The 24,116-nt window shown below is 56.7% G+C and carries 20 protein-coding genes and 1 riboswitch; of the genes, 17 read left to right on the forward strand and 3 right to left on the reverse strand.

What is annotated here, in order from left to right:
• Positions 1 to 74: 74 nt before the first annotated feature.
• Positions 75 to 175: riboswitch (purine riboswitch) on the reverse strand.
• Between the two features lie 233 nt (positions 176 to 408).
• Entirely contained in the window at positions 409 to 939 is a 531-nt protein-coding gene (locus tag HMPREF1207_RS15605) for a YfiT family bacillithiol transferase (protein WP_009674694.1), read from the forward strand.
• A 323-nt stretch (positions 940 to 1,262) separates the two neighbouring features.
• Here HMPREF1207_RS15605 and HMPREF1207_RS15610 read toward each other — a convergent pair whose 3' ends face one another.
• On the reverse strand, positions 1,263 to 1,922 hold the full coding sequence (locus HMPREF1207_RS15610; protein WP_009674716.1) for a thiamine diphosphokinase: 660 nt from the start codon (positions 1,920 to 1,922) through the stop codon (positions 1,263 to 1,265).
• Positions 1,923 to 2,279: 357 nt separating this feature from the next.
• Positions 2,280 to 2,519, reverse strand: coding sequence for a hypothetical protein (locus HMPREF1207_RS15615; protein WP_009674659.1), 240 nt, complete (start codon positions 2,517 to 2,519; stop codon positions 2,280 to 2,282).
• 234 nt (positions 2,520 to 2,753) lie between these two features.
• On the opposite strand from HMPREF1207_RS15615, the gene HMPREF1207_RS15620 reads away from it, so the two are divergent.
• Positions 2,754 to 4,604, forward strand: a complete 1,851-nt coding sequence (locus HMPREF1207_RS15620; RefSeq protein WP_009674700.1) for an ATP-binding protein — start codon at positions 2,754 to 2,756, stop codon at positions 4,602 to 4,604.
• 113 nt (positions 4,605 to 4,717) lie between these two features.
• On the opposite strand, the gene HMPREF1207_RS15625 is transcribed toward HMPREF1207_RS15620, so the two are convergent.
• Positions 4,718 to 5,416 (reverse strand): response regulator transcription factor, encoded by a 699-nt coding sequence (locus HMPREF1207_RS15625; protein WP_009674697.1) that lies wholly within the window; start codon positions 5,414 to 5,416, stop codon positions 4,718 to 4,720.
• 338 nt (positions 5,417 to 5,754) lie between these two features.
• On the opposite strand from HMPREF1207_RS15625, the gene HMPREF1207_RS15630 reads away from it, so the two are divergent.
• The 15 genes from HMPREF1207_RS15630 (at position 5,755) to ptsP (ending at position 23,997) form a co-directional block, all read left to right on the forward strand.
• Positions 5,755 to 6,612, forward strand: coding sequence for a glycosyltransferase family 2 protein (locus tag HMPREF1207_RS15630; protein WP_009674672.1), 858 nt, complete (start codon positions 5,755 to 5,757; stop codon positions 6,610 to 6,612).
• A 293-nt stretch (positions 6,613 to 6,905) separates the two neighbouring features.
• Entirely contained in the window at positions 6,906 to 8,075 is a 1,170-nt protein-coding gene (locus HMPREF1207_RS15635) for an MGDG synthase family glycosyltransferase (protein WP_009674679.1), read from the forward strand.
• A 64-nt stretch (positions 8,076 to 8,139) separates the two neighbouring features.
• Positions 8,140 to 9,288 carry an MGDG synthase family glycosyltransferase gene (locus HMPREF1207_RS15640; RefSeq protein WP_009674675.1) on the forward strand — a complete coding sequence of 383 codons (1,149 nt, stop codon included), beginning with the start codon at positions 8,140 to 8,142 and terminating at the stop codon, positions 9,286 to 9,288.
• A gap of 5 nt (positions 9,289 to 9,293) precedes the next feature.
• A complete protein-coding gene (locus tag HMPREF1207_RS15645; RefSeq protein ID WP_009674704.1) occupies positions 9,294 to 10,508 on the forward strand; it encodes an MFS transporter in 1,215 nt (404 codons plus the stop codon).
• The gene (locus tag HMPREF1207_RS29860) at positions 10,501 to 12,177 is read left to right on the forward strand and encodes a polysaccharide deacetylase family protein (protein WP_016423803.1); all 1,677 of its coding nucleotides are present in this window, start codon (positions 10,501 to 10,503) and stop codon (positions 12,175 to 12,177) included. Before HMPREF1207_RS15645 ends, HMPREF1207_RS29860 begins: the two co-directional genes overlap by 8 nt.
• Positions 12,178 to 12,265: 88 nt before the next feature.
• Positions 12,266 to 13,168, forward strand: coding sequence for a glucose PTS transporter transcription antiterminator GlcT (gene glcT / locus HMPREF1207_RS15660; RefSeq protein ID WP_009674674.1), 903 nt, complete (start codon positions 12,266 to 12,268; stop codon positions 13,166 to 13,168).
• A 304-nt stretch (positions 13,169 to 13,472) separates the two neighbouring features.
• Positions 13,473 to 14,249, forward strand: coding sequence for an ABC transporter ATP-binding protein (locus HMPREF1207_RS15665; RefSeq protein WP_009674667.1), 777 nt, complete (start codon positions 13,473 to 13,475; stop codon positions 14,247 to 14,249).
• 18 nt (positions 14,250 to 14,267) lie between these two features.
• Positions 14,268 to 15,140, forward strand: a complete 873-nt coding sequence (locus tag HMPREF1207_RS15670; RefSeq protein WP_009674678.1) for an ABC transporter permease — start codon at positions 14,268 to 14,270, stop codon at positions 15,138 to 15,140.
• 15 nt (positions 15,141 to 15,155) lie between these two features.
• Positions 15,156 to 16,007 (forward strand): ABC transporter permease, encoded by an 852-nt coding sequence (locus HMPREF1207_RS15675; protein ID WP_009674664.1) that lies wholly within the window; start codon positions 15,156 to 15,158, stop codon positions 16,005 to 16,007.
• Between the two features lie 78 nt (positions 16,008 to 16,085).
• Positions 16,086 to 17,102, forward strand: a complete 1,017-nt coding sequence (locus tag HMPREF1207_RS15680; protein ID WP_009674713.1) for an ABC transporter substrate-binding protein — start codon at positions 16,086 to 16,088, stop codon at positions 17,100 to 17,102.
• Positions 17,103 to 17,158: 56 nt separating this feature from the next.
• Positions 17,159 to 18,856, forward strand: a complete 1,698-nt coding sequence (locus tag HMPREF1207_RS15685; protein ID WP_009674660.1) for an FAD-dependent oxidoreductase — start codon at positions 17,159 to 17,161, stop codon at positions 18,854 to 18,856.
• On the forward strand, positions 18,853 to 19,254 hold the full coding sequence (locus HMPREF1207_RS15690; protein WP_009674669.1) for a 4Fe-4S dicluster domain-containing protein: 402 nt from the start codon (positions 18,853 to 18,855) through the stop codon (positions 19,252 to 19,254). Before HMPREF1207_RS15685 ends, HMPREF1207_RS15690 begins: the two co-directional genes overlap by 4 nt.
• A gap of 603 nt (positions 19,255 to 19,857) precedes the next feature.
• Positions 19,858 to 21,918, forward strand: a complete 2,061-nt coding sequence (gene ptsG, locus HMPREF1207_RS15695; RefSeq protein ID WP_009674712.1) for a glucose-specific PTS transporter subunit IIBC — start codon at positions 19,858 to 19,860, stop codon at positions 21,916 to 21,918.
• Between the two features lie 95 nt (positions 21,919 to 22,013).
• Positions 22,014 to 22,286 (forward strand): phosphocarrier protein HPr, encoded by a 273-nt coding sequence (locus HMPREF1207_RS15700; RefSeq protein ID WP_009674656.1) that lies wholly within the window; start codon positions 22,014 to 22,016, stop codon positions 22,284 to 22,286.
• Entirely contained in the window at positions 22,279 to 23,997 is a 1,719-nt protein-coding gene (ptsP, locus tag HMPREF1207_RS15705; RefSeq protein WP_009674714.1) for a phosphoenolpyruvate--protein phosphotransferase, read from the forward strand. The genes HMPREF1207_RS15700 and ptsP overlap by 8 nt, the downstream gene beginning before the upstream one ends.
• Positions 23,998 to 24,116 lie beyond the last annotated feature (119 nt).

A 24,116-nucleotide genomic window follows, 5' to 3' on the forward strand; every position in this document is an offset into this window, starting at 1 on the left:
CAAATGCCGCGGAAGCGGGTAGTCTCCCAGAGAGGGCGCAAGGGCCTTCCTGCGGATAAAAACCGTCCGTGGATCCGGAATTTGTCATCACCCGTAGTCCGGTCATTTACGGTGACCGGGTAGAGACTGGCAGGCCTATTCCTGCCTTTATACGAGCTGGCTGATTTTCGGTTGGCTTGTTGAATGATGGCTTCATTATACTCCAGAGAGCGGAGGGTTGAAAAGAAGAAAATGTCGAAAAGCCGAACTTTTTGATGGAAACGGGATTTCTTTGTTCGTTTATATGCCAGTTCATGGCAGACGAGGAGGGAATTGACCCTTGTAATGTCCAGGGAAAAGGGAAGAGTGGTTCAGCGGCGGCAGAGGCCTGTGCTATAATGGCCCAAAAGCGGAGGAGGCGTTAACGATATGGGAGAAGATTTGCGTTATCCGATCGGAACTTATACTTATGAGGGAGAGATTTCCCCGGAACAAATTCAGGACTGGCTCGAAGAACTTGCGGCCGCCCCCTCTCAGCTGCGCAGGGCCGTTTCCGGATTGACCGAGGAGCAGCTCGATGCGCCGTACCGCCCCGGCGGCTGGACCGTTCGCCAGGTTATCCACCATGTGGCGGACAGCCATATGAACAGCTATGTCCGCTTCAAGCTGGGCGCGACGGAGAATGAGCCTGTCATTAAGCCCTATGAAGAGCAGCTGTGGGCGGAACTCGAAGACGGGAAGACGGCTCCGCCGGAGATTTCGCTGGTGCTGCTGGACGCGCTGCACGACCGCTGGGTGCGGTGGCTCCGGACTCTGGATGAAGCGGGCTGGGCCCGGACGTTCCTGCATCCGGCGAACGGGCCGACTACACTGGCGCGCGGTCTCGGTTTGTATGTCTGGCACGGCAAGCATCACACCGCTCATATCACCTCGCTCAGAGAGCGGATGAACTGGCACTGACGGCTCGGCAGGTAAGCACAGGCCGGCTCCCTTTTAATAGGAAATAATTGCAGACCCCTGCACATTCAAGAAAACGACACATTCTTCAAATAAAGTGTATAAACCCGGGCGCAGCCTGCATAAACAAGCCCCGGAAGCGGCGGGAAAATCCCTGCCGCTTCCGGGGCTTGTTTGATTTTTAAGCCGGTACGTACTAAAATGTTCCAATTGGGATGCTGTCCGAAAGCTTGTCCTATAAGTATTTGAGAGCGGATTGCCTTCAAATAGATTACATATGATTCCAATCGCGGGACTGCGAGTTCAGAGACGGTCCGGTCGGGACTTTAATCCCTGCTTCTGATTACGAGGAGAAGCCCCGAGCGGATGGAGATCGACCCCTGCCCCGCTTGAAGCACATTGCTGATTCCGAGCGACTGTCCGATCTGGAGAGTCGCATTTTCCAGCGGATACTGAAAGCCGGTCAGCGTAATGCCGGTTACTTCCGTCGTTAAGGGGAGAAGAGAAACCTGTGCGTAAGGCCCGGCTGTAATCGCGATGCGGTCCCGTACCAGCTCGATATCGTTGTGATCATCGATGATGCGGGAGCGGATTCCGGCCTCCGCCCCTTTGCGGAGCAGGTGGATATTCGCCAGGGTATGATCGAGACGGGTGCCCAGCGCGCCGAGAAGAATGATTTCCGACGGATTGCGGTCAAGCGCCCAGGTATAAGCCAGCTCCGTATCCGTCCAGTTTTTGTCCACGGGGTCGCAGGCCACTAATTCCTCGCTGCCGCGGCGGATTTCGGCGAGTTCCTCCGGTGTGACGGAATCGAAATCCCCGAGCGACAGCCGGGGGCGGTAACCGCTGCGGACCAGATGGAGAGCGCCGCGGTCGGCTCCGACGAGAAGATCCGTCCCGGGATTCAGCGTATTCAGATGCTCGTCCGCCCAAGGGCCGAAAGCTCCCCCGGTGACAATGAAAATCCGCTGCTGCGTAAGCGTCATAACGGCACAACGGCTCCTTCCGTTCTTTGAAATGGAAGTTTTATTATACCACAGCGGCCGATAACCGGGAACGAACGTGAAGCATGTGAAGCACGTGATGGAAACAACGGCGCGGCGGCAAAATTCCGCAGAGACGTGTACACTGGCGCGTGCGTACCGGCAGAGCATGGCGGAAGGGGACGGCCTGCGGCAGCCTACAGCCCTAGGTTCAAACGGAGCGGCAGCCGAATCTTTCGGTCCAGCTTAATTCTGTAGGGCAACACAATACGGACGCGGCAGCTTGCGACCTATTTTGCTTGGGCCCGTATTGGGTAGAGGCGTACAAAAAAACGGGCCCGGAGGCCCGCTGTTCGGCAATTACCGGTCGCCGGTTTTGACATGTTGGCGCGGCGGCGTATTTTCTTTCTGCTGGTGATCGATTTCCGCTTCGTTCAGGGAGAAGCCTTTCATCTCCCAGGTCGTTTCGCCCAGTACAAGATCGGCGGGGAACTTGTCGCCCCGTTTCAACGTGACTTCCCGGCCGGCTTCATCCGCATAAATGCCGTCCGTTTCAACCGTTTCGTGGCTCATAGGGTCCATGGTTTTGTCTTTGGACATGACTCACACTCCTTTCTCTTCATATAATATGGTCCTTATTTCGACAAAAAAATTCGGGAGAACGCTAATCTTTTTCGCATAATATGTCGATAATTGTTGAAAATCATAAAAATTTGATAGAGGGACAGGAAACCGTCCTTCCGAATCGAAAAGTAGGTAAAGAACCACATCTACTTACAGAAAAACCAAGAATTGTTGAAAATTCGGCAATTGAGGTTGGCAAGAGGGTAGAACATGACTAAGTTCATTCAAGCTATTGCATTAGGGCTCGTATTTACGGCTCTTTTCTTATTCATCGGGGTGAAAGACGTCCGGGCCGAAACTTCTCCGCCTATGCGCGTGAATGCCCCGCCCGTCCTGTTGGACAACTGGGAGTACTGCTGGGCGGAGGAAGAGGGGGCCGGACGAACGGAAGGGCCGCCGCACAGCAGCGGAGATTGGAAAACGGCCGGTCGACTGCTGAATCCGCAGGACCGGATGGGCCGAAGCCATTTGTGGCTGCGGGTTCCGCTCCCTTCTCATACAGCGACTGATCCGAGCCTGCTTATCCGCGCCTTCGACAACGTCGAAGTGTATACGGAACAAGGGCTCGCCTACCGTTTCGGGGATTGGCAGGAAGGGCGGAAATACCGCTATTACGGAACGCCCAGAAGAATTGTTCCGCTGCCGGAAAATTCGCAAGGGATGCTGTATGTTCATCTCCAGTCGGAGTCGCGGAATATCGGGATAGAGGACGGGGCCATGTACGGCTCCGAAAGCGGTTTTATCAAGCGGATGGTCCGGCAGGAATTTTTCCGGGCCGTGCTGGGGGTTAGCTATATACTGGCGGGAATCGTGGCTTTTTGTGTTTCTCTCGGTTTGCGGAGCCACAAAGTTTTTCTCGATTTCAGCTTATTTTCCTTCTGTTTCGGCATTTACAGCATCTGCCGTTCGTCGGTCGTCTATCTCGTTTTCGACCACCCGGCCATACTGACTTATGCGGAGCTGATCGCCCTGTTCGGAGGCGTAATCGGCATCCTGATGTTTGTGGAGCATTTGCTCGGCTCCGGCAGGGGCGCATACATAAGAAGAGCCTGGCAGCTGCATCTCGCATACAGCGCGGGGGTCCTGCTTTTGCATGCATGCCGCGTCGTCTCCGTCGTGGAAATCGTCGATTGGTACCAGCTGCTGCTGGTTCTAAGCATGCCGCTTGTGATCGTCCGGGCGGCGGTCTGCGCAATGAAGGGAAACCGGGGGGCTAAGCTGCTTCTGGTCGGAATCGGGGTCATCTGCCTGACCGGCCTGATCGATATTTTCCAGAACCGGCTGAACATCATGATCCGGTTCTCGCCCATGACGTATCTGGGCGTCTCCGTCTTTATCCTGCTGTTGATCGTGCTGCTCTTCCGCCAGTTTGCGGACATCATGCTCCAGCTCAAACGCTCGGAGAAACTTTCGCTCGTCGGTCAGATGGCCGCGGGAATGGCTCACGAACTCCGCAATCCGCTGACGATTATCTCCGGCTTTCTGCAGCTTTCGCGGAAACAGGCGCCGGATGCGCCTTATCTGGGCATGATGAGCTCCGAAGTCAACCGGATGAACGAGATCATCGACGATTTTCTGCTGCTGTCCAAGCCTGTAAACAGCCGTTTTGACCGGCACGAAGTGCTGCCTCTGCTCAGGGAAACGCTCCAGCTTTTCGATAACCAGCGCAAAGAGGCGGGGGTGAGCGCCATTCTTGAGGAAGAAGGCGCGATTCCGAAGATAGACTGCGATCCGAACCAGCTTAAGCAGGTCTTCATTAATATGGTGAAAAATGCGATCGAAGCGATGCCGGAGGGCGGGCTGCTGCACATTACGGTGTCCGCGCTGCCCAAGAACAAGGTGGGTATCCGTTTCGCCGATCAGGGAAAAGGAATCGAGCCCGGCCACCTTACGAGGATCGGCGAACCGTTCTTTACGACGAAAGAGAACGGGACGGGATTGGGCCTCATGGTCAGTAATAAAATCATCGAGAACCATGCGGGCATCCTGCGGGTTTCCAGCCGTTTGGGTCTCGGGACGACCATTGATATCATACTGCCTGTCCATATCAAAACGGCGTAACCGTTCGGTTACGCCGTTTTTTCGTGCCGCGGTGCTAGGCCGTACCGCTTTGGCGTACAGCCGAGAGCACCTTTCCGTCGTGCCGTGCCCTCCGTTAACATACCGGCGTCCGATCAGACGGGACTTCCGTTGAATTTGTAACCGACTCCGCGCACGGTAATGATATACCGGGGGTCCGACGGGTTCGGTTCGATTTTTTTGCGGAGGTTGCTGATGTGAACGATGAGAGTCCGGGGATCGCCGAAGCTCTCCAGGCTCCATACCTGTTCGAAAAGCTGCTCGATCCGGTAGACGCGGTTCGGATTTTGCGCCAGCAGGCTGAGCAGATCGAATTCTTTGGCGGACAGGGCGATAGGCCGCTCCTGAACTTTCACGATATGACTGTGCAGATCAATCTCCAGATCGGGAAATTTCAGCACGTGCTGCTCCGCGGGATTGCGGGATGAAGAGCATCTCCGAAGCAGCGCTTTCACGCGTGCGACAAGCTGTGCGGGGCTGAACGGCTTCGTGACGTAGTCGTCTCCTCCTATGCTCAGACCGAGAATGATGTCGATGTCTTCGCTCTTCGCCGACAGGAAAATAACCGGGATGTCGCTTGTTTTCCGCAGTTGGCGGCACAGTTCTATACCGTCCATGCCGGGAAGCAGAATGTCCAAAAGAATAAGGTCGGGACGTTGTTCCGTGACCAGTTGAAGCACATGATCCCCGTGATCGGCGGTAATGACTTCGAAGCCTTCGCGCCGTAAATACAGGGAAACGATCTCCAAAATATGGTGATCATCGTCGACAACAAGAATTTTACTTGCCTGCATGAAGAAACCTCCTAGCTGCTGCCCGTGCTTAAAAAAGGAAAAAAACTCCAAGTGTGACTTGACAAGCCGTTACTTTTTTCCTAACAAAAAAGGTTTATACCCTACATTCTATCCTTTTTTTGCCTGAAATGAAAGAAAAAATCCTTGGTTTCGCAAATGAGTAGGTAGTATATATAGGCACTAAGTCCTATTTTCTAAAATCTTTATTCATAATGACATAGAACGGCATACTTATCAACAGGCTTATGAACATACAGACGCGGACGGGCTTCATCATGTATAGTAAAGAGGCAACGATTTGATGACTCCTGCTGCAACGGAAAGGAACGGATTCCCAAGTGAGAGAATCGCAATCACCGCAAATACCCAAAGAGCCGCTTATATCGGCTATTGTCCCTACATATAACCGTCCTTACGTATTGGGCGAGCTGCTGGAGACGCTGGCGGCACAGAACTATCCGAACCTGGAAGTACTGGTTGTGAACGATGCCGGCGTGTCCGTGGATTTTGTGAAGGAAGCTTACCCGGAGTTGGCTGTTACGGTCATTAACCAGCCGGTTAATTTAAAGCATGTGCATGCCCGCAATGAAGCGCTCCGGATTGCCCGGGGCGAGCTGATTCTGCTTTGCGACGACGACGATCTCCTGACCCCGGGGCATATCAGACGCATGCTTGCCGCTCTAGAAGAGACCGGAGCGGACTTTGCCTATTCCGATGTGGAGCTGTTTGATTACCGGGTGGAAGGCCGCACGCGTATTCCGGTCAGCCGCCGGTTGTTCGCTTACGAGTTCGATCTCGCGGAGATGAGGAAATTTTCGACGTATGTGCCGTCGGGCACCCTGTACCGGAGGGCCATCCACGACACCCTGGGCGAGTACGACCCCGATGTGCATCATTATTGGGACTGGGACTTTTTCCTCCGAGCCGCCGCTTCTTATAAAATCGTCAGAGTTCCCGTCGCGAGCGTACTCTACGCTTTTTCGCTGAAAGGGGATAACGTTTCGGGAAATCGGCAGGAAGGGAACCCATACCTCGGCAGGCTGTGTGCCAAGCACGGTCTGGGTGAACTGCCTTCGGAAAACTTTTTCACCCTGCTGGACAAACCGCACATGCGTCAAAGAGAAGCCCCATCCACGATTATATGGGACGGAGAGCCGGTGATCTCGCGTCTATCGGAACAAACCGAGTCTGTTTAACTGGAAGCATCCGTGTTATCCCCGTACGGTACGGACTAGGGATGGACGGCACAGAAGCTTACTCAACCAGGCGCAACCTCTTAGAACAGAAGCCTTCTGCAGCCGCTGCTGCCCGGAAGGCTTTTTGTTGTCCGGCCTTGCCGGATGTCCGAAGAGACGGTAGGGGAATTGGGCTGCCTGGGCTACCTGGACCTAAGACCAGGTATAAAAACCGTCGTGAGTCGGTTCTGATTCCCCCTCCCGACCGAGTAGAATAGTGACAAGAACAAGGTTAACGGAAAGGGTTGCGGACCATGAAAAAGAACGGACATAAAGTATTGATTCTCTCGGGAAGCTATGGAGACGGGCATAAACAGGCGGCGGAAGCGATCCGCCGCGAGATCGCTCAGAGGTATCCGGGAGCGGAGACGGTCCTGCTCGATTTTATGGAGTGGACGCATCCCTTCATGAACTCCATCGGGCGGTACATGTTTTTGAAAGGACTCCAGACGTTCCCGTCGGCATACGGATATGTATACAATAAAACGAGAGAAGCCAACTTTTTCTCGTACATTTTGAAACAGTTCAACCGGTTCGGCTTAGGCCGCATGATGAAGCTGCTCCGTGAAGTGGAGCCGACGGTGGTCGTGTCCACCTTCCCTCCGGCTGCGGGAGCGATGTCCGCCGTACGGGCTTACGGGCTGTACGATGTGCCTACGGCCACGGTCATTACGGACCATACGGACCACAGTTACTGGGTTTACCCGGAGACCGACAAGTACCTGGTCGGTTCCGACACCGTCCGGGACGGCCTGATCCAGGCGGGTGTGCCCGCGGGGCGCATCGAAGTAACGGGCATTCCGATCCGGCCGGAGTTCCAGGGCACCTACGAGAGCGCCCAGACACGCCGCCTGCTCGGACTCGACCCCGAGCTGCCGACGATCCTGTTCATGGGAGGAGGCTGCGGGATGATGGGCGGCGAGCTGGCGAACAGGCTCGAAGCCTTCGAGGCGCTGCCGGTCCGGACGCAGTTGGTCGTCGTGTGCGGGAACAACGAGAAGCTCCGCGCGCAGATTACGGAGCTGGCGGCTCATTCCCGCCATCGGATTCTCGCTACCGGTTACGTGAACAACGTACACGAATGGATGGCCGCGGCGGATATACTCGTTACGAAGCCGGGGGGCCTTACCATCTCGGAAGCGATGGCCATGAAGCTGCCGATCGTGATCTACAAGTCCCTTCCGGGACAAGAAGAGGACAATGCCCGTTTCCTTCTGCAGGCGGGAATCGCCGTAAAAGCGAAGAACATGAACGATTTGATCGGACAGTTGGGTATTCTGCTGAGAAGTCCGTCGCTGCTGTATACCATGCGGGAGAACCTGGGCAGAACGCGCCGGTCCAACGCATCGGCCGAAGCGGTGCGAATCGTGTTGGAAACCCGCAGCGAACGGCGCTATGCGGCGGCTTTACAAGAAATTTGGTAAAAGCGACAATAATGTTTATGCAAACTTCGTATAATAACCCTATTCCATAACAGGAAGCGTGGTTATGCCCATGAACCCCGATGCGAAAATACTTATCCTCTATGCCAGTTACGGAGACGGCCATCTGCAAGTATCCCGGGCCCTGCGGCAGAGCTTTGAAACTCAAGGCGTCAGCAACGTAGAGCTTGTGGACTTGTTCGCTCAGGCGCATCCCTGGTTCAATTCCTTCACCCGCTTCGTGTATCTGAAAACATCTTCCATCGGCCTGTACGGCCTCAGCTACTACCTGACGCAAGATATGCGGGCGGACGCCCTGCTTTCCAGATGGCTTCACTCCCTGGGAGACCGCAAGCTCCGCCAAATGATCCGCGAGCATCAGCCGGCGGCGGTGGTGAACACTTTCCCCCTCAAGGGGATGCCGGATACGGGACCGCACTGCGGGGAGACGATTCCGACTTTCTCGATCGTGACGGACTACGATCTTCATTCCCGATGGATTCACCCGGATGTACAGCATTATTTCGTTCCTTCGGAGGAACTGAAAACGCTGCTGGTCGCGAAGGGCGTACCGGCGGATAACATCAAAGTCAGCGGCATCCCTCTGCGGCCTTCCTTTCAGACCGCAGGAGACGGGAACGCCGCGTTAACAAGCGGAGAGGCCGAACAGGCGGCTCCCTTTGTGCTTATGATGGCCGGTGCGTACGGCGTGCTGAGGGGTCTGCGCGGGCTCTGCGCCAAACTCCTCCGGGACGTTCCGGACGTGAGAATCGTTCTCGTATGCGGCCGCAATGAGCGCCTGAAGCGGTATTTTGAAACGGCTTTCGCCGGACAGGAGCGCGTGTGCGTGCACGGTTTTGTGGAGGACATCCACCGGCTGATGGCGGCTTCCGCCTGCATGATTACGAAAGCGGGCGGAGTTACTTTGTCCGAGGCGCTTGCGCTGGATGTTCCCGTTATCGTTTACCGCCCGTTTTTGGGCCAGGAGAAAGAAAACGCCGATTATTTCGTGAAAAAGGGCGCGGCGCTGGCCGCTTTTAACCCGGATGAGCTTGTCCGGCAGGTCGGACGGGTTATGCGCGGAGAATGGCCGCCGGAGTCGGCCCGCACGTCCGCCCGCAATCTGCACAAAAAAAATGCGGGCCAGACGATTGTCTCGCATATTCTAGAAGAGATCGGGCATCATCCTGCCCGCAGCAGCGAACAAGCGAGGTGAGAACGATGGATGAGAACAAACAGCGCCGGCTTTCCGCCCGATTAATCGGGTACGCATTCATTCTATTTGTCGTGGAATTCGTCCGGGGCGCTTACCTGCTGTCTTATTTGCCCGTATATGCGGCGAATGTTCTTCATTATCCCGTGACGGTTGTCGGACTGGCGATTTCCATTCACTATGTAGTCGATATGATTGTAAAAGGGCTGGCTGGGCTTCTTCTCGACCGGTTTCCCGCCCGGGTTATCGTCGGCGGAGGGATGTTCTTCTCTCTGATCGGGCTTATTCTGCTGCAGGGACCGCACAACGTGTTTATTTTTCTCCTGTCGGCGGCTTTGTTCGGGGTCGGAATTTCCCCGATCTGGCTCGTTTGTCTGAGCCGTATAACGGCCGAACAGCGCGCTTTTCAAATGGGGGTCCTGTATACCGTCTGGCTCACCGGACTCGGTGCCGGCCCCGTCGTTATCAATTTTGTGCTGGATTACAGTCTGTCGGTCACGTATTTTATCCTGCTCGGACTGTGGGGGCTGGGCTGTCTGCTTTCTATGGGAATGGGGGGCAGGGCGGAAGGAACGCGGAGGAAAACCGTCACGTGGAAAGTTCAGGCGGGCGTACTCAAAAAACAGCTCGGTGCAGCGAAACCGCTCCTGCCTCCGATGATGCTGCAGACTCTTGCGGCGGGTCTGCTTGTCCCTGTTCTTCCGGGGTTCGCCTCCGGAGTCATGGGCCTGCAGTATGCGCAATATTCCATGGTTCTGCTGGCCGGCGGGCTGTGCACGGTCATTTGTTTAATGCCGATGGGAAAACTCTCCGACCGCTTCGGGCTCCGCGGATTTCTGATCCTCGGGTTTGCGTTTCTGGCGGCGGCCTTGTATGTCATGACGTTTATAAAAGAACTGGAGTTTGCGCTGCTGACGGCTGCGCTGCTTGGCATTTCCTACGCCTGCGTGCTGCCGGCCTGGAATGCGCTGATGGCTCTCTACGTTCCCAAAGGGCACCAGGAGATGGGCTGGGGGACGCTTTCCAGTGTCGAAGGACTTGGCGCTTTTATAGGGCCGGTTCTCGGGGGCTGGCTGGCCGACCGGTACAGCGAGGTTTTCGTGATTTCGGCAAGCGCGGTCCTGCTGGGAGCCATCGCTCTGTGGTACATACTAGTACCGCTTCAGCCTTCAGTTAAGACAGACGGCAAAGCCGCCGTAAAGGGGGTGACCTACCGTGGTTGAAGGAATGATCTGGATGGTCTTTATTTTTTACCTTGTCTACACACTTGTGCCTACCTTCCTGATCCGGCGCCTCGGATACGGCGTGTTTAAAAGCAGAACCGAGAGCCCGTGCGCCGCATTGACTTTTGACGACGGCCCCGATCCGCAGTATACGCCGCAGCTGCTGGATCTGCTTGCCCGGAAAGGCACGAGAGCCACTTTTTTCGTGCTGGGCGCCAAGGCGGAGCATTACCCGGATCTGATCCGGCGTATGCACGAGGAAGGGCATCTGGTCGGGCTGCATAACTATATGCACCATTCCAATGCTCTCATGACACCCTGGAAGGTGCGCCGCACCTTGGAACATTCGGCAGACGTGATCGAACGCATTACCGGGATACGGCCGGTTCATTACCGTCCCCCGTGGGGCGTTTTCAACGTGTTCGACTTTTTGCTGATCCGCAAATTCCGTATCGTCTTGTGGTCCATGGCCGCTTTTGACTGGCGCAGCAGAGGGGGGACCGACAAGATCAAACGGAAGCTGATCGGCAAAGTGAAAGACGGCGCCGTCATTCTCCTGCACGACAGCGGCGACACACTGGGCGCGAACCCCGACGCGCCGGGTTATATGATCGAGGCACTCGCGGATGTGCTGGAGGATGCCCGCCGGCGGGGCATCTGTTTTGCGCGTATTGACGAGCATCTCCCGGGCCGGAAGCTTCCGGAACGGCTCGTCCGCCGCGGCGCGGAGAAGCGGACCGCTCTGCCGGCAGCGTCCTCGCCGGGCGCTCAGGCATCGCAGGCTGCAGGCGATGCAGCGACGAGCGCGCAGGCGGCCGGAGAGGCGGCTGCCGCGCATGGCTCAGCCGCAGGCGAAGCGGCTGCGACCGTGCAGGACCCGCAGGCTGCCGATGAGGCGGCGGCCATGCACAGCTCGCGGGCCGAGAGCGCGCAGCTCCCACAGCCCGTGATGGAAGCGGCGCCCACCCTTGAAGCGCCGCAAAGCCAGCCGCCTCCGCCGCCGGAGAAGCACCGGGGCCTGGCCCTGCGCGCTTGGATGCTGTGGGAGCGGCTGTTCCACCGGCTGTACCGGGTACAGCCCGGAGATCCCGAGCACCGCTTCCTCCACTACCGCATCCGGACGTACCACGGGCAGGAGCTGATTCTCGAGGACGGGGAGATCATTCGCCCGGGCGACAAAGTGGCGGAGCTTCATCTCGACAACGAATGGCTGCGCCGGGCCGGATCGCAAAGCTCCTCCATGATGAAGCTGGCCGTGCAGATGATCCGGGCCATGGGTCATTCCATGCCCAGACTGGCGCACCGCCTGCTGACGGACCCGGCCCTTGCCGATCTTAAGGGCGTGTATGGCATCTCCATGATCCACCGCGGCACCAGGCAGTTCGGATTTACCGTCCTGCCGCTGCATAACCGCCTGTGGCGCTGGTCCTCGACGCTGTACCTGCGTGTTCTGCTCGGGATGCTTCACCCCGGAGGATTCGGACGCCTGCAGGAGAACACGGCCCGGCTGAATCCGCGCATTATCGCGATGTCGGTCAGCCAGATGAAGAAACGTTATGCTCCCGGATTGAACGCGGCAGAGCCTTCCTCCGGCGCCTATTACCCGGAGGAAGCTTACGGTGCGGTTCTTCAAGAACTTCCGGAAGGAGTGGCGGGAAAAGGCGGGTAATTCCGGGAGTCCGGGGATTGCCTGCCTGCTTTTGTTCCGGCAACTTGATGCAAGCGCCTTTTTCTAGTAATCTGGAGGAATCAACAGGGTGCACGGAAGAGGTGCGGAAGTGAAGAACAGCAGCATAGAAGTGGTCAAGGTGCTGAATAACAATGTGATCATTGCAGCGCATCCCGTCTATCGAGAAGTTGTGGTGATCGGCAAAGGCATCGGGTTTAACCGGAAGGCCAAAGATCTCATTCCTTCGGAAGCGGTTGAGAAGCTGTTCATTTTGACCAATGAAAAAGAAAAAGAACAATACCAGCAGCTGATTCCCCAAATCGACGAGAAGCTGATCGAGGTCATGAACGAGGTGATTTTGTATATCTCGGAGCATGCCGGGGCGCCGCTGAACGAACATATTCATATTGCCCTGACGGACCATATCGCGTTTGCGATTAAACGGCTGGAGCAGGGCATCGTGCTGCAGAATCCGTTTCTGCTCGAAACCCGTGAGCTCTATCCCCAGGAATACGCTATAGCCGACTATGTCATCCGTACGATTAACGATAAAATGAACGTGCATCTGCCGCCGGCGGAGGTCGGTTTCGTAACGCTTCATATTCATGGCGCGATCACGAACCGGCCGGTATCGGAGGTCAATGAATACTCCCGCCTGATCGGCGAGCTCATTAGCCTGATCGAACGGCAAATGCATATTACGATCGACCGCAGGACCATCGCGTACTCCCGGCTTCTGCGTCATCTCCGTTTTGCCATCGAACGGGTGAAGCGCAAAGAATCGGTTCACGAGCCGGACAAGCTCGGCGAACTGCTTAAGCAGCAGTACCCGGAGATTTACACTATCGCCTGGACTTTGATGAAAGTCATGCAGCGCCGGCTGCGGCAGCCGGTTTACGAAGCGGAGGCCGTTTACCTGACCATGCATCTGATCCGCCTGATGCAGAAAGACGATTCCCTGGAGAAGGAAAAACCTGCAGGAGACAGTTGATTCCCGAAGCGCCTGCATTTTAAGGCCAAATTGTTTTCCCTAAAAGACCGGAGTTATTAAAACGGGTTGGCGCGGCTGCGTGCGGCCTGTTTTTTTTGCGGTCATTTTTATTTGAAAAACAGTCTTGACCGATCTGGGCTATAGTGATAATATTTGTCTAATCCTATAAGAATAGTATGAAATAAAAACCACAATTGAAACCTGCTGACTAGTCAACTAGAAGCGCCTGCGATCCGGATGCGAGATATCGTCCGTACGGCATGCGCTTTTTTTGTTTTTGTCCTAAAACGAAGGGGGATGCACGATGGGAAATCTGCTGCTCGAAGTCGGAAGGCTGAACAAGGCTTTTGAGACGAAGAAGGGGCTTGTCCATGCCTTGCACGATATCAATCTGGATATAAAAGAGGGCGAGTTTATAACGGTCATCGGCCCGAGCGGATGCGGAAAAAGCACATTGCTGAAAATCGTGGCGGGTCTGGATACCGATCACAACGGGAACGTCCGGCTTGGAGGCGAGGAAGTGACGGGGCCCGGCATTGATAAAGGGTTCATTTTTCAGGAACCGCGCCTGTTCCCGTGGCTGACGGTCGAGAAGAATATCGCGGCCGATCTTTCGCTCAAAGACCCGGAGGTACGCGCCAAGGTGGATAATCTGATCGAGCTGGTTAAGCTTCAGGGGTTCGAGAAGTCTTATCCGAGGGAGCTTTCGGGCGGGATGGCCCAGCGTGTTTCCATTGCCCGGGCCCTGCTCCGAAATCCGAAAATTTTGCTGCTGGATGAACCTTTCGGGGCGCTGGACGCTTTTACAAGAGCGCATATGCAGGAGGTGCTGCTCGATATCTGGCAGGCCAACCGGACGACTATGGTGTTCGTCACGCACGACATTGATGAAGCGATTTTCCTTGCGAACCGCGTTGTGATTCTCAAACCGCGCCCCGGGGCGATCCGGAATATCGTTCCGGTGGATCTGCCTTTTCCGAGGAAGAAAACGAGCACGTCGTTTCAGGAAATCCGCTACAAAATTTTAAACGAATTCGAGAAGCTGGATGAACTCGAGCTCGTTGAAAGCGCAGGAATCTGACGAAGGAGGTGCAGTATCGTGAGCAAGCCTTCAAATCTGCTGCAAGGTACAGGCTCGACTTTATTGGCTGCTTCTCCTGAATCTGTCCCGGCCGATCCTGCTCCCACCGGCTCTTCCAAACGGAGGCGGCGGCTGGAATCGTTCTTGCTGGGAGCGATCGTGCCTGCGGCCGCGCTCATCTTGTGGCAGGTGCTGGGTGACGCGGGCTATATCTCCCGGCTGCTTTTTCCGACACCCTGGACCATCGCGAAGTCGCTTCGCAGTCTGCTGGAATCCGGCGCGCTTGCGGAGAATGTGGGCATAAGCATGCTGCGGGCAGCCGCAGGTTTTGCGCTCGGAGGAGGATTCGGTCTTCTGCTGGGCATGCTGGTCGGATTTTTCCGCAGAACGGAGAAAGTGCTCGATCCCTCCGTGCAGATGATCCGGATGATTCCCCATCTGGCGATTGCGCCCTTATTCATTCTCTGGTTCGGATTCGGCGAGCCCTCGAAAGTACTGCTGATTGCCAAAGGGGCTTTTTTCCCGCTATATATCAATACCTTTCTGGGGATACGCGGCGCGGATAAAAAGTTGTTTGAAGTGACGAGGGTGCTGGGATTCAGCACGTATCAACAACTGGTGCGCCTTATTGTGCCGTCGGCGCTCCCGAACATTTTTCTCGGCATAAGAGTTTCGCTCGGCATCGCTTGGCTCGGACTGGTCGTCGCCGAATTGATGGGGGCTTCGTCCGGGCTCGGTTATCTGATGTCGGAAGCCCGGCAGTTCAACAAGACCGCCGTGGTGTATGTGGGCATTATCCTGTTTGCCGTGATCGGCAAGGCGGCGGATTCAGGGGTCCGGCTGCTGGAAAGGCGTCTTCTGCAATGGCAGGACAGCTACGGAGGCAAGTAAAAGGAGGGAGAGACTATGAACGGTGGCGGGGAAGCGCTTCGACGGCTCACCGGAACACATGAACAGCCCGGAAGCTTGCGCAAATACGGGCAAACGCTGCTGAAAGCCAAGACGGGCGATTTTGCCCTGGGTGCCGTTCTTCCGGTGCTTGTGCTCATAGTGTGGCAGGCGGCAGGCGACCTCGGCTGGATTTCGACGTTTTTTCTGCCGACTCCGCTGATGATCGGCTCCGCACTCAAAGAACTGGCCGTGAGCGGCGAGCTGACGGAACATGTGGGAATTTCGCTGTGGAGGGCTATGACGGGCTTCCTGCTCGGCGGCAGTCTCGGGCTGTTGTTCGGCTTGTTGACCGGGTACTTCCGCAAAGCCGAGCAATTGCTTGATCCGACGCTGCAGATGATCCGGCTCGTGCCGCATCTGGCGGCGGCTCCGCTCATTATCCTCTGGTTCGGATTCGGAGAGACGTCCAAAACGCTCATTATCGCGAACGGAGCTTTCTTCCCGCTCTATGTCCACACTTACCTCGGCATCCGGAGTGTGGATAACAAACTGTTCGACGTAGCCAAAGTGCTGCGGTTCAGTCCGTACAAACAGCTGCTCCGGCTGATCATTCCCGCTTCCCTGCCCAACATCCTGCTCGGGCTGCGGCTTTCGCTGGCCGTTTCGTGGCTGGGACTCGTCGTAGCGGAGCTGATCGGCTCCCAATCGGGCATCGGCTTCCTGATCAACTTCGCGAAGCAGAATTCGGCGACGGAAATTATTTTCGTCGGAGTCATTCTGTTTGCGGTCGTCGGCAAGCTTGTGGATACGTTCGTCCGGCTGCTGGAGGCGAAGCTGCTGCAGTGGAGAGACAGTTTTGAAGGCTGATAAGTGCCGTTTGGGCTTAAAGCCGGGCGGGGCGAAAAGCATGACGGAGAGGATTTCTACATACAGAGGGGGATAAGCATGACACATACGGCATACACGAAAAAATACACGCATCTCATCGGTTTTGTTCTGCTTCTGGCAGCGCTGGTCCTGCTGGCTTCGGCCTGCGGCCGGGCGGAAGCCGATCCGTCCGGGGGAGCGGACCCGGGAGGCAAGGCGCCTTCCGTGCTGCGCGTGGGCTATATCGGCGCGAACAAGCTGAACCTTCCGAGCGGCGCCGAAGGCTGGGGGTTCTACAAAGGCGGAGCGAAGGAGGAGCTGAAAAAATTGGGGATCACGGACGTGCAGTTTGTCGGTTTTCCCAACGGCCCGGATTTGAGCGAATCGCTGATCAGCGGACGGATCGATATCGGCTCGCTGGGGGATACGCCGGCCATATTGGCCCGTTCCGCAGGAGCCCCGTCCAAAGTCATCACCTTGAATTCCTCCGGGAGCAATGCGTTTATTCTCGGGAAGAAGAACGGTCCAGCAACGTTGGCCGAACTGAAAGGCAAGAAAGTCTCCGTGAAAAAAGGCTCCTACATGCACCGCTATCTGGCAGGTCTGCTCAAAGAGCAGGGCATTAAAGACGTACAGCTGATCCATCTGCTGGATGAAGACGCCGATGCCGCTCTGGTCAGAGGAGAAGTGGACGCTATCGCCACCACGGAAGTACGCGGGCTCAAGATGATTCCGCAAGGCTTTCCCGTTCTGGACGAAGCGGCCAAGGATCATCCCGCTCTCGTAGGCGCGGGGGTAACGGTGGTATCGGAGAGCTATTTGAAGAAAGTGCCGGATATCGCAAAAGTGTGGAATGACCTGAGGATTAAAGCACTGGACGATCTGAAAACGCAGGAAGACGCTTATTATGCGTTTGTCGTCGAGAATACCGGAACTCCGCTGGATTTGGTTAAAAAAACGAGCGCCGTTTCCCGTATTCAGAGAGAGTCGTTCACGGACAGCGGCATTCAGGCTCTAAAGGCGACCAAAGATTTTCTGGTCCAGGATAAATTGGCGGACACGGATTTCAACGTCGATGACTGGCTGGTGAAATAAGCCGGTCATCAAAACCGGTTGCAGCAAAATAAGCGGCAGAACAGGGAGGGAGAACCATGAGTCAGAAACAGCCGCTTCAATTAACGGCCGATGTCCTGGTGATCGGCGGCGGACCCGCAGGCGCCTGGGCGGCATGGAGCGCGGCTTCACGCGGTGCCAGGGTAGTCGTGGCCGACAAGGGCTTTCTCGGTTCCAGCGGAGCGACGGCGCCCGGAGGAACCAATCTTCTCTACCTTCCGCCCGATCCCGCTTTGAGGGAAGAAGCGGTCAGGAAGCGGATGAAGGGAGGCGGCTTCCTGTCCGAACCGTCCTGGATTCACGGCGTGCTCGATCAGGTGTACGAAAGCCTGGAACTGGTGGAATCCTGGGGCTACCCGTTCCGCAGGGACGAGAACGGAGTGCCCATGAGGGATCACCTCCAGGGGCCGGAGTACATGAAGCTTATGCGCCGGGCCGTCATCAAGGCGGGAGCCCGCATCTTGGACCAGTCTCCGGCCTTGGAGCTTCTCGTCGACGAGCATGGCGTCGGCGGAGCCAGAGGCGTATCCCGGCTCGATCACCGGGATTGGGAAGTGCGGGCGGGCGCCGTCGTGATCGCCACGGGAGGCTGCGCCTTCCTGAGCAAGGGCCTCGGCTGCAACGTCCTGACCGGCGACGGCCTGCTGATGGCCGCCGAGCTCGGCGTGGAGCTCTCCGGCATGGAGTTCAGCCGTCAGTACGCACCGAGCGCGGCCTTCGGCACGAACACGCGCGGCCGTCTGCTGAACTGGGCGACCTTCTATGCCGAGGACGGCACGCCTCTGCATTCCGAGGGGCCCCGGCCGCACGACTTCCTGCCGAAGATGCTGAGCAAAGGGCCCGTGTACGCCATCATGGACAAGGCGGACACCCCGGAGAAGCGGGCAATCCTGCGCAGCTCGCACGCGATCTTCTTCCTGCCGCTCGACCGGGCCGGCATTGATCCGTTCACGCAGCCGTTCCCGCTGACCCTCCGGTACGAGGGAACCGTGCGGGGAACGGGCGGCATCCGGCTCGTCGGCGAAGACTGCTCGACGACCGTGGCCGGGCTCTATGCCGCCGGCGATGCGGCTACCCGGGAGAGAGTCACGGGCGCTCAATCCGGAGGCGGCGCTTTCAACGCCTCGTGGGCGATCTCGTCCGGGACCTGGTCCGGCAGAGCCGCCGCTGGGTATGCGCTGGCTCTGGGCAGCCGGGCCGGGCAGCGCCATCTCCGCCCGGCAGGCGGCGCCGGGCTCGCAGGGGCGCCCGGGACATCCGCACTGAGGGATGTCCCGGGGATTATCGGGGCCATCCAGCGGGAAGTGTTCCCGCTGGAGATCAACTACTTCCGGAGCGAGCCCGTGCTCCGGGAGTCTCTTCAAAGGCTGCACGGACTATGGCCCCTCGTCCAGGGCGGTATCCCCGGCGGCGATGCGAGGGAGCGCGTCCGTGCCAGGGAAGCGGCCGCCATGGTGGCGGCGGCCCGCTGGATTCATACCGCCGGACTGGCGAGGCGGGAAACCCGCGGCATGCACACGCTCGCGGAATACCCGCATACCGATCCGGCCTACCAGCGCCGTCTGCTTGTGTCGGGGCTGGACGATATCCGGGTCAAGTTCGAGGGAGGCGGGGAAGTCCCGCCCCTGACGGCGGTCGCCCCGGCGGCACATTCCGGGCCTCCGGGGCAGCGGGGACATGAACCGCTTCAGCCATCCGGCGGAGATGCCGTGCGGAAGGAGGTGACGCTGGCATGATCGAGCTGGTCAGTTCCACCCGCTGCGTAGGCTGCAGCATGTGCGTCAAGGTCTGCCCCACGAACGTGTTCGACGAAGGACCGGACCGGGTACCGGTTATTGCCCGGCAGGACGACTGTCAGACCTGCTTTATCTGCGAGGTTTACTGCCCGGTTGACGCGCTTTACGTGTCTCCATACGGCGACGAGGCGGTAAGCGTCGATGAGCGGGAGCTTGCGGAATCCGGCGTACTCGGCAGCTGGCGAGAGAAGATCGGCTGGGGACCGGGGCGCGTCAAGCTTGCCAAGCTGGATACGACTCCGTTTATCGACCGCGTGCTTCCCCGGCAGCCCCCTCTGGATGCGGAGGAGACGGCGTTTATTCTCACTCCGGACTATCCTCGGAAACCGGCCGGGTAGACTCATGCCGCCCGAATCCGCCGAGCCTTTTAAGGCGGCGCTCGGGCCGAGTGATCCAAGCGATCCGAGAGATCCGACGGACCCGACCGACCCGACCGACGGACCCGACCGATCCGAAAGGCCCTCCGCTTTTGTTTATCGGGCAGTCAACTTCCACAGACGACTTATGCAGCTGCCTTTCAGATATTTTGCAAGTATCTTGCAGGTATCTTATAGACCGATATCCCCTTTGGAAGGGGCGACGTTCCTTTCACGGAACGCACCCACTTCCGTTTTATAACCGGAGATTTCCCGTTTGGGGGGTCTCCTTTTTGACGGGATGAAAGTGCGAAAAATGGTATTGTCTGTTGAGATTTGTCATGCTATAATGACGGAGCTTAGGTATTATACAACTGAACAGGCGATATGCGCGTGTGACTGATACGATCAGGCATGAGCAAGAAAGAGAATGAATGGAAACGCTCCGAGTTGGGTTATATTAACCCATATCCGGCAGCTACTTCCGGCATTCCTTGATTGCTTATGCCTTTTTTGCTGTTTCGGCCTTGCCTGTGGGGTTGAATAATCCATAGACACTATGACCAGATAAAGGAAGTGAAGCACATGTTAAAAGGCGTTTTCGGCGCGCTCCAGCAAGTAGGTAAGGCGCTCATGCTTCCGGTTTCCATTCTTCCTGCCGCGGGTCTTCTGCTGGCGTTCGGTTCGGCCATGCAAAACCCGGATACGATTGAGCTTATGCCTTTCCTCAGCGGAAACGGGTTTCAGGTTGCGGCTCACCTCATGTCGAGCGCAGGCGACATTATTTTCGCCAACCTGGCATTGCTTTTCGCGATCGGGGTAGCGATCGGTCTGGCGGGCGGAGACGGCGTTGCAGGTATCGCAGCCACGATCGGTTACTTGATTATGAACGTGACGATGGGCGTTCTGGCGGGTGTAACCCCTTTCTCGCTGACGCTGAAAGATCCTTCTTACGCGAGCGTGCTGGGTATACCGACTCTGCAAACGGGCGTTTTCGGCGGGATTATCATGGGTGTCATAGCGGCACTCCTCTACAAGAGGTACCATAAAATCGAACTTCCGTCGTACCTCGGCTTTTTTGCGGGCAAGCGGTTCGTTCCGATCATTACCTCCCTTGCCGCGCTGCTGACCGGGCTTATCCTGATCTTTATCTGGCCTCCGGTACAGCACGGACTGAGCGCTTTCTCCCGTTCCGTGCTCGACGCGAATCCGGTTCTGGCTTCTTTCTTGTTCGGGGTTGGTGTCCGCTCTCTCATTCCGTTCGGTCTGCATCACATCTGGAATGCGCCGTTCTGGTACGAGTTCGGTGAATATATCGATAAATCGGGCGTTCTGGTGCGCGGGGATATGAAAATTTTCTTCGCTCAGCTGAAAGACGGCGTACCGCTTACGGCGGGTACGTTTATGAGCGGGAACTTCCCGTTCATGATGTTCGGTCTGCCGGCCGCGTGTCTGGCCATTTACCACACGGCGCGTCCCGAGAACAAAAAGCTGATTGCCGGTATTATGGGCTCCGCCGCTTTGACGGCTTTCCTTACGGGGATTACGGAGCCGATCGAGTTCTCATTCTTGTTCGTAGCACCGCTTCTCTACGTTTTCCATGCCCTGCTCGCAGGTCTTTCCTTCGCGATTATGACGCTGCTGCAGGTTAAGCTCGGCTTTACGTTCTCCGGCGGCTCGATCGACTTCCTGCTGCTCGGTGTCTTGCCAAACCGTACGCCATGGTGGCTCGCGATTCTGGTCGGCCTTGTCTTCGCGGTCATCTACTATGTGGTGTTCCGCTTCGCGATTACCAAGTTCAATCTGAGAACGCCTGGACGCGAAGAAGTTCAAACGGAAGCCGACACGGACGATGCTCCCGTCAGCGGCGCAAGCAATGCCAGCGGTACGGGCGACCTGCCGACCAGCATTCTTGCGGCACTGGGCGGCGCGCCGAACATTTCGAACCTTGACGCTTGTATCACGCGTCTGCGTGTTCAGGTGAAAGACAAAGGCGCCGTGGATAAAGAGCGTCTCAAAAAACTGGGCGCTTCGGGCGTTCTTGAAGTCGGCAACAATGTACAAGCCATTTTCGGAACCCGTTCCGATTCCTTGAAAAATCAGATTCAAGACGTTATGGCGGGCCGCATTCCTTCCACGGCGAGCGTGCCGGTTGTGGAATCTCCCGATACGGGCGGCAGCGAGCTGATGAAAGAAGAAACGATCGTAGCTCCGGCTGACGGCGAACTGATGGATATCACGCTCGTTCCGGACGAAGTCTTTTCCCAGAAAATGACGGGCGACGGGTTTGCTATCCTGCCGAAAAACGGGACGATCGTTTCCCCGGTAAACGGCAAAATTTTCAACGTATTCCCGAGTAAGCATGCCATCGGCATCCAGTCCGATGCGGGTAAAGAACTGCTGGTTCATATCGGCGTTAACACGGTAAAACTGAAAGGACAAGGCTTTGAAGTGCTCGTTTCCGAAGGGGATATCGTGGAAGCCGGCCAGCCGATCATGAAAGTCGATCTCGATTATGTGAAAGAGCATGCTCCTTCCATCATCTCACCGATTATTTTTACGAATCTGCCGGAAGGCACTGAAATTCGTTTGAATAAACAGGGCGACGTTAAATCGGGCGACAAAAACATTATTACGATTAAGTAAAAGGACTGAGGGAGAAGGGCGGTATTTTTCTAACCCCCTCTTTTTCGGTTAAGATAGACGTATGCAACTAAATTATTGAGTGGAGATGACCAACTATGCAAAAAACATTTAAAGTGACCAGCGATACAGGAATTCACGCACGTCCGGCTACAGCACTTGTCAACACATCCAATAAATTCAAAGCGGACGTATTCGCCGAAAGCAAAGGCAAGAAAGTGACTATGAAATCGATTCTAGGCGTGCTTTCCCTGGGGCTGGAAGAAAACGATGTAATTACGTTCTCCGCAGAAGGCGAAGATGCAGCGGAAGCGATCGCGGCTTTGGAAGCAATTATGACTAAAGAAGGGCTGGGCGAGCTTCATGGCTAATATACGTGGCATTGCCGCTTCGGCGGGAATTGCCATCGCCCGGGCGTTCCGTCTGGAACACCCCGACTTGACCGTCGTCCGCAAAACCGTGGAGGATACGGAAGCCGAGGTTGCCAAATTCGAGCAGGCTCTGGAGAAATCCAGCGCCGAGCTCGAGGCTATCAAGGAACAGACGCTCCGGGAGATGGGAGAAGAGAAAGCGGAGATTTTCGAATCTCACTTGCTTGTGCTCGGTGATCCCGAGCTGGTCGATCCGGTGAAAGCGAAAATCCGCGACGAGAAGGTCAACGCGGAATTTGCGATGAACGAAGTTGCGATGACGTTCGTCGAAATGTTCGAGAACATGAATAGCGATTATCTGAAAGAACGTGCGTCGGATATGCGGGATGTGACGAAGCGGGTGCTCGCTCATCTGCTCGGCGTCAAATTCGTGAGCCCGTCGTCGATCTCGGAGGAGACGGTTGTCGTGGCGGAGGATTTGACTCCGTCGGATACGGCCCAGCTTAACCGCACGTACGTAAAAGGCTTTACGACCAACATCGGCGGACGCACGTCCCATTCCGCGATCATGGCGCGCTCGCTTGAAATCCCGGCCGTCGTCGGGACGAAGAACGTGCTCGATCTTGTCAAGGACGGCGACCTGCTGATTGTGGACGGATTGGACGGCGACGTTCTGATCAATCCGGAGCCTGCGGTGGTCGAAGAATACCGCGCGAAGCAGCAGCGCTACGCGGAGCAGCGCGTCGAATGGGCCAAGCTGCGCAATGAGCCGACGGTGACTCCGGACGGTCACCATGTCGAACTTGCGGCGAACATCGGCACACCTGCCGACGTGGCAGGCGTGCTGGAGAACGGCGGCGAGGCTGTCGGCCTGTACCGGACCGAGTTCCTGTACATGGGGCGCGATCAGCTGCCGACGGAGGAAGAGCAGTACAAGGCCTACAAGGCGGTCCTCGAGAAAATGGAGGGCAAGCCGGTTGTGGTCCGTACGCTCGACATCGGCGGCGACAAGGAGCTGCCTTACCTGCAGCTTCCGAAGGAGATGAACCCGTTCCTCGGCTTCCGGGCAATCCGCTTGTGTCTGGAGCGCGAGGATATCTTCCGCACCCAGCTGCGCGCCCTGCTGCGTGCCAGCGTGCACGGCTCCCTTCGGATCATGTTCCCGATGATCGCTACGCTGGATGAGTTCCGTCAAGCGAAAGCTCTTCTACTCGAAGAGAAAGCGAAACTTGCGGAGGAGGGAACACCGGCATCCGACGAGATTCAGCTCGGTATCATGGTGGAAATCCCGTCGACGGCTGTCATGGCCGACCAGTTTGCCAAAGAAGTGGATTTCTTCAGCATCGGGACGAATGACCTCATTCAATATACGATGGCGGCCGACCGGATGAACGAGCGTGTCTCTTATCTGTATCAGCCTTATAATCCGGCCATTCTGCGCTTGGTTAAAATGGTGATTGACGCGGCTCACCGCGAAGGCAAATGGGCCGGCATGTGCGGCGAGATGGCGGGAGATACGACCGCGATTCCGCTTCTGCTCGGACTCGGTCTCGACGAGTTCAGCATGAGCGCCACTTCCATTCTGCCTGCACGCAGCCAGATTGTGAAGCTCTCTCTGTCGGAGATGCGGCAGCTCGCCGCCCGCGCGATCGAGCTTTCGACGGCGGAGGAAGTCGTGGCGCTCGTAAACGGGCATCAGCCGAAAGCGTAATGCCAAGATCGGCAGACGGCTAACCTATAAAGGCACCTGCATTTGAAATAACATCCGCAAGGATAGGATGAAAGTCAACGGCAAGAACACCCCTGACAAGTCGAAAGGCATAGGCCTGA

Origin of the sequence: Paenibacillus sp. HGH0039, assembly GCF_000411255.1 — a bacterium.
Classification (GTDB): domain Bacteria; phylum Bacillota; class Bacilli; order Paenibacillales; family NBRC-103111; genus Paenibacillus_F.